Origin of the sequence: Xanthomonas sp. SHU 308 (assembly GCF_000364645.1) — a bacterium.
GTDB lineage: Bacteria > Pseudomonadota > Gammaproteobacteria > Xanthomonadales > Xanthomonadaceae > Xanthomonas_A > Xanthomonas_A sontii.
On the sequence record NZ_AQOK01000531.1, the window covers coordinates 1 to 2,266 of the forward strand.

Annotated in this window: 4 protein-coding genes; 2 read left to right on the forward strand and 2 right to left on the reverse strand. The window is 73.9% G+C overall.

Annotated elements, in window-relative coordinates:
- Positions 1-211 (reverse strand): twin-arginine translocation signal domain-containing protein (locus D588_RS25030; RefSeq protein ID WP_043085337.1); only part of this gene is annotated, 211 nt, incomplete at its 3' end.
- Positions 212-330: 119 nt separating this feature from the next.
- Positions 331-738: a CopL family metal-binding regulatory protein gene (locus D588_RS0115900; protein ID WP_017916686.1), complete on the reverse strand. Its 408-nt coding sequence runs from the start codon at positions 736-738 to the stop codon at positions 331-333.
- A gap of 120 nt (positions 739-858) precedes the next feature.
- Between D588_RS0115900 and D588_RS0115905 the strand changes: the two genes are divergently transcribed.
- Positions 859-1,299 (forward strand): heavy metal-responsive transcriptional regulator, encoded by a 441-nt coding sequence (locus D588_RS0115905; RefSeq protein WP_017914311.1) that lies wholly within the window; start codon positions 859-861, stop codon positions 1,297-1,299.
- Positions 1,296-2,266: cation transporter (locus tag D588_RS0115910; RefSeq protein WP_017916687.1), on the forward strand; the 971-nt coding region annotated here is incomplete at its 3' end. The genes D588_RS0115905 and D588_RS0115910, both read left to right, overlap by 4 nt.

Genomic DNA, 2,266 nt, shown 5'->3' on the forward strand with positions numbered 1-2,266 from the left:
GCCCGGTGAAGTTGACCTGCGTGCTGCCGATGCTCAGGTCCAGGTCAGTGCCGTGCAGCACGTAAGGCGCGGCGCCGTTGCGGGCCAGCGCGCTGGCGTGGGCGCTGCGCAGCGGCAGCCCGGTGAGGCCGGCGGCGGCGCCCAGCGCCAGCCCGGTCACGAAGCGGCGCCGCGACGGCAGCGCCGGCAGGCCGGAAGAAGATGGGTTCATGTGCGATGTCCGTCAGCGGATGCGATGCGCCACGCAGCGCCGATGGGCGCTGCAGGCACGGACGTGGCAGCGCCTGTGGGCTGCCGCCAGGAGGCCGCCCAACAGGCGGCCGCGCGCGCTCAGGCGCTGGGAGGACGTTCCAGCCGCGGCAGGCCGGGTGCGCCGTGCGCGCCCTGGGGAGCGGCGGCAATCAGGGTGCGGGGCAAGCGTGGCAGCGCCAGCGGCATCGCCAGCAAGGCCGGCAGCGGTTGCGCGTGCGGACATTGGCAGCCGGCAATGCCGCCGCAGTTGCCGTGCTTGCCGGCATGGTCGTGGCAGTGCTCGCCGTGGTCGGCCGGCGGCGGTGGCGGTGCGTCGTGACAGGGCATCGCCGCATGCACCGGCGCCGCGCTGGCGACGATGGCAGCCGCTTCGTGCGTCGCGCTGCCGTGCGTCGCCATGCCAGGCATCGCCATGGCGGCCGCGGTGCCGTTGAGCAGCAGGCTCAGGCACAGCAGCAGGCGCAGCAGGACGGCGAAGGTCGGCACGGACAGGCAGGACGTGGCGGCAGAAGGAACAAGAGGATACCGAAGCCGGCGTGCGCGGCAAGCGACCGCCATGCGGCAAGGCTTGACTCTGGACCCGACTCCAGGGAGTAGGGTGTGCGCATGCGATCCGACCCCGCCACCACCCGCTTCACCATCGGCGCGCTCGCCCGCCAGGCCGATGTCGCCATCGACACCGTGCGCTACTACGAACGCCAGGGCCTGCTGCCACCCGCCCCGCGCCGCGCCTCCGGCTACCGCGAGTACGACGCCGCGGCGGTGCAGCGGGTGCGCTTCATCCGCCGCGCCAAGGAACTGGGCTTTTCGCTGGAGGAGATCGGCGAGTTGCTGGCATTGCAGGACGATCGTGTGCACGGCGTGGAGGGCATCAAGCAGCGCGCCAGCGCGCGCCTGCAGGCGCTGGATCGGCGCATCGCCGAGCTGACCGAGATGCGCGACACCCTGGCGGCGCTGGTCGAGGAGTGCCCCGGCCGCGGTGCGCCGGACGCCTGCCCGATCCTGGGCGACATCCGCGGCGATGCCGCCGGCGAGCCGTCGCGATGAGCACGGGCCGCGCCACCGCCTCGCTGACCTTGCCGGTGCAGGGCATGACCTGCGCCGCCTGCGCGGCCGGCGTGGAGAAGGCGCTGCAGCGCCTGCCCGGCGTGGCGGCGCAGGCCAGCTATGCCGGCGCGCGCGTGCAGGTGGACTACGACCCGCAGCAGGTGGACCTGCCGACGCTGCTGCAGCGCATCCAGCACGCCGGCTACCGCGTGCCGACCCAGACCGTGACCCTTGAACTCAGCGGCCTGCACTGCGCGTCCTGCGTGGCGTCCATCGATGCGGTGCTAGCGAAGACCCCGGGTGTGCTCGCCGGCCACGCCAACCTGGCCTCGGCCAAGGCGCGGGTGGAGATCGTGCCGGGCACGGTCGCGCCGGCGGAACTCATCGCGCGGATCGCCCGTGCTGGGTTCGGCGCGCGCGTCGCGCAGGCCATGGACCCAGAGCAACTGGCCGAGCGCGAGCGCGACGAGCAACGTGCCTGGCGACGCGAGCTGGGCCTGTTCGCCGCAGCGGTGCTGCTGACCCTGCCGTTCTGGGGGCAGATGCTCGGCATGCTGGATGGCGACGCCCTGCGCGGCGCGCACGCCGAGCCGCTGCCGCGCTGGCTGCAGCTGTTGCTGGCGACGCCGGTGCAGTGCTGGATCGGCGCGCGCTTCTACCGCGCCGGCTACCGCGCGCTGCGCAACGGCAGCGCCAACATGGACGTGCTGGTCGCGCTGGGCACCGGCATGGCCTATCTGTACAGCGCCGTGGTCACCGTGGCCGGCCTGCACGGCCAGCACGTGTACTTCGAGGCCAGCACCAGCGTCATCACCCTGGTGCTGCTCGGGCGCCTGCTCGAGGCCCGCGCCAAGCGCCGCACCACCGCGGCGGTGCGCGCGCTGCTCGACCTGGCGCCGACCACCGCGCGGGTCGAGCGCGACGGCGCCATCGTGGAGGTGGACGCGGCGGAACTGGCGGGCGGCGA